This window comes from Mesorhizobium sp. M2A.F.Ca.ET.067.02.1.1, from assembly GCF_004023285.1.
Taxonomy (GTDB): Bacteria; Pseudomonadota; Alphaproteobacteria; order Rhizobiales; family Rhizobiaceae; genus Mesorhizobium.
In genome coordinates, this window is sequence record NZ_RZSB01000699.1 from 1 (window position 1) to 3,193 (window position 3,193).

The 3,193-nt window shown below is 64.2% G+C and carries 4 protein-coding genes and 1 pseudogene; 4 read left to right on the top strand and 1 reads right to left on the bottom strand.

The genetic code is table 11. The features are described 5' to 3' along the window. The 3 genes from EOA28_RS30240 to EOA28_RS30250 form a co-directional block, all read left to right on the top strand. Nucleotides 1–694 (top strand): methionine--tRNA ligase (locus tag EOA28_RS30240; protein ID WP_148670945.1); only part of this gene is annotated, 694 nt, incomplete at its 5' end. Next, nucleotides 694–1,488 carry a TatD family hydrolase gene (locus EOA28_RS30245; protein ID WP_127250957.1) on the top strand — a complete coding sequence of 265 codons (795 nt, stop codon included), beginning with the start codon at nt 694–696 and terminating at the stop codon, nt 1,486–1,488. The genes EOA28_RS30240 and EOA28_RS30245, both read left to right, overlap by 1 nt. Then, on the top strand, nt 1,485–2,306 hold the full coding sequence (locus tag EOA28_RS30250; protein ID WP_127250958.1) for an MBL fold metallo-hydrolase: 822 nt from the start codon (nt 1,485–1,487) through the stop codon (nt 2,304–2,306). The genes EOA28_RS30245 and EOA28_RS30250 overlap by 4 nt, the downstream gene beginning before the upstream one ends. 270 nt (nt 2,307–2,576) lie before the next feature. Here EOA28_RS30250 and EOA28_RS30255 read toward each other — a convergent pair whose 3' ends face one another. Then, complete coding sequence (locus EOA28_RS30255; RefSeq protein WP_127253939.1) at nt 2,577–2,888, bottom strand: hypothetical protein; 312 nt, start codon at nt 2,886–2,888, stop codon at nt 2,577–2,579. On the opposite strand from EOA28_RS30255, the pseudogene EOA28_RS30260 reads away from it, so the two are divergent. After that, nucleotides 2,823–3,193 (top strand): annotated as a pseudogene (locus EOA28_RS30260) (arginase family protein); the annotation flags it as partial. The gene EOA28_RS30255 and the pseudogene EOA28_RS30260 overlap by 66 nt on opposite strands.

The window sequence follows — 3,193 nt, forward strand, 5'->3', positions numbered from 1 at the left end:
GCCGAAGCGCGTCTTCGGCCACGGCTTCCTGTTCAACCGCGGCGAGAAGATGTCGAAGTCGGTCGGCAACGTCATCGACCCGTTCACGATGGTGGACCATTACGGCGTTGACCAGGTGCGCTATTTCTTCCTGCGCGAGGTGCCGTTCGGTCAGGACGGCAACTACAGCCATGAGGCGATCGTCAACCGCACCAACGCGGATCTCGCCAATGGCCTTGGCAATCTGGCGCAGCGGTCGCTGTCCATGATCGCCAAGAATTGCGGCGGTGCGGTGCCGAAGCGCGACGAGCTGGCGGAGGCCGATACGGCGATCCTCGACCAGGCGATCGAAGCGCTGGCCGTTTCGCGCCGGGCGATGGCGGAGCAGGGCATCCATCTAGCGTTGGCCGCGATCTTCGGCGTGGTGGCGGAAGCGGACCGCTATTTCGCTTCCCAGGAGCCGTGGGCACTGAAGAAGACCAATCCGGAGCGGATGGAAACGGTCTTGTGGACAACGGCCGAACTGGTGCGACGCGTGGCACTCCTTTGCCAGCCCTTCATTCCGGGATCGGCGGCCAAGCTGCTCGACCTGCTGGCCGTGCCTGCGGGCAAGCGTGCTTTCGAGCACATCCATGCCGACCAAGCGCTGGTGCCCGGCGCCGCGTTGCCGGCGCCGGAGGGCGTGTTCCCGCGTTATGTCGAGCAAGGCGCCTGATGCTGGTCGACAGCCACTGCCATCTCGACTTTCCGGACTTTGCCGAGGAGCGGGCGGCTATCGTCGCCCGCGCCCTCGCCGCCGGGGTAGGCCGCATGGTCACGATCTCGACGCGCGTGAGGCGCTTTCAGCAGATCCTTGAAATCGCTGAAACTTTCAACGAGGTCTATTGCTCGGTCGGCACTCATCCGCACAATGCGGCGGAAGAGCTCGACGTCACCGCCGACGAGCTGGTCCGGCTTTCCGGTCACCCAAAGGTGGTGGCGATCGGCGAGGCCGGACTGGATTACCACTATGACAAGGCGCCGCGCGATGCGCAGGCGCAAGGTTTTCGCACCCATATCGCCGCTGCGCGACGGACCGGCCTGCCGCTGGTCATCCATGCGCGCAATGCCGACGACGACATGGCGTCGATCCTCGAGGACGAGACAGGGAAGGGCGCCTTCCCCTTCATTCTTCACTGTTTTTCGTCTGGACGCAGGCTGGCCGAAGTCGGCGTGGCGCTGGGCGGCTATGTCTCCTTCTCCGGCATCCTGACCTTCAAGAATTCCCCCGATTTGCGGGCCATCGCGGCCGATGTTCCGCGTGACCGGCTGCTGGTCGAGACCGACGCGCCCTACCTCGCGCCGATCCCGCATCGGGGAAAACGCAACGAACCGGCCTATGTGACGAACACGGCGAAGGTTCTTGCCGAGACCATCGGCGTCAGCGAAACCGAGATCGCCGATATCACCACCGGCAATTTCTTCAGGCTGTTCACCAAGATGCCGCGTCCAGACATGGCGCGGACATGAGCGACCGGCTGCGCTTCACCATCCTTGGCTGCGGCTCATCGCCCGGCACGCCGCGCATCACCGGCGATTGGGGCAATTGCGATCCCGCGAATCCGAAGAACCGGCGCATGCGCACGGCGGCCCTGGTCGAGCGCATTGCCGCCAATGGCGCGCGCACCACGGTCGTCATCGACACCGGACCGGATTTCCGCCAGCAGATGCTGATGGCTTCGGTCCGGCGTATCGACGCCGTCGTCTATACCCATCCGCATGCCGACCATATCCATGGCATCGACGATCTGCGCGGTTTTGTGCACGACCAGCGGCACAGGATCGACATCCACGCCGACGAACCGACGATGGAGCGGCTGCGCCAGGCCTTCGGCTATTGCTTCGAGACGCCGCCCGGCAGCTCCTATCCGCCGATCGTCAAGGCCCATATCATCGATCACGCGAGGCCGGTGGTGATCGAAGGCGAGGGGGGCGCCCTCACCTTTGAGCCGCTGCCGCAGATCCATGGCGACATCATTTCGCTGGGCTTCCGCATCGGCGGGCTTGCCTACTGCCCGGATATCAGCGACTTCCCGGCCGTCACGGCCGCGCGGTTGCTGGGCCTCGACATGCTGGTGCTCGACGCGCTGCAGTACAACACCCATCCCAGCCATCTGTCGCTCGGCCAAGCTCTGGGCTGGATCGAGAAACTGGCTCCGAACAAGGCCGTGCTGACGCATATGCACGTGCCGCTGGACTACGCCGTGGTGATGGCCGAGACGCCGGAGCACGTGGTGCCGGCCTATGATGGCATGGTGGTTGAAATTCCTTACGAGTCAGAGCGATAGCGGCGACTGCTCAGCCAGTATCGCAGCCCGTCATTCCTGCGTTTGGCTGGTAGCTCGAATTCGCGAGGCGGCGCACGCAGCCAGTCCACAGAGTTTGTCGCCAATGGCGAAAGCCCCGGCAAAACACGCAAGTTCCATAATCTATCTTATGCGACTTTTGGATATGCCGCCGATAAGCGCGGCGGGCGTGATGCGGAGGCCGACGACGAACCCTGCCTGCGACGAGAACTTTGGCAGTGTCATCGCCATCACTGCAGATACGACAACTCGTCATCGAGGATCAGCGCCTGCCGGGCTGTTGCGTCGAGCGCGCAGCTGTCCGGCGAGCTTGATGGTGTTGTCGATGTGAAGCGCCGGTGTCGGCGTGTCGTTCACGCCGGGAACCTCGCCCGGGAAGTCGCCGACATATTTCAGGCATTCGGCAAGCGCCGCTTTGTCCGAAGCGCGCAGTTTCTCCACGGCTGTCACAGGCGATAAGGTGGCAAGGAGCACACCAACGGCAGCGATTATTCCGCCACCATTCCTTTCCTTGCCGGTTTTGGCGAACACGGGCCGGTCTGGGTCTTGCAGATCGACGCCCATATCGACTGGCGCGACGAGGTGCATGGCGATCGATACGGCTATTCGAGCCCGATGCGGCGGGCGAGCGAGATGGCCCATGTCGCCGGCATGGTGCAGGTCGGCCTGCGCAGCGTCGGCAGCGCACGTCTCGCGGAAATCGAAGCGGCGAGGCGCTATGGCAGCCGGTTCGTCACAGCGCGCGAGGTTCACGCCCACGGCGTCGAAGCCGCTTTGCGCCACATTCCGGAAGGAGCGCGTGTCGTCGTCACCCTGGACTGCGACAGCCTCGATCCCTCGATCATGCCGGGCGTGGCGGCGCGCACGCC

Coding starts and splice junctions, on each gene's coding strand:
- EOA28_RS30245 (WP_127250957.1), top strand. CDS start 694: ATGCTGGTCGACAGCCACTGCCATCTCGACTTTCCGGACTTTGCCGAG.
- EOA28_RS30250 (WP_127250958.1), top strand. CDS start 1,485: ATGAGCGACCGGCTGCGCTTCACCATCCTTGGCTGCGGCTCATCGCCC.
- EOA28_RS30255 (WP_127253939.1), bottom strand. CDS start 2,888: ATGGGCGTCGATCTGCAAGACCCAGACCGGCCCGTGTTCGCCAAAACC.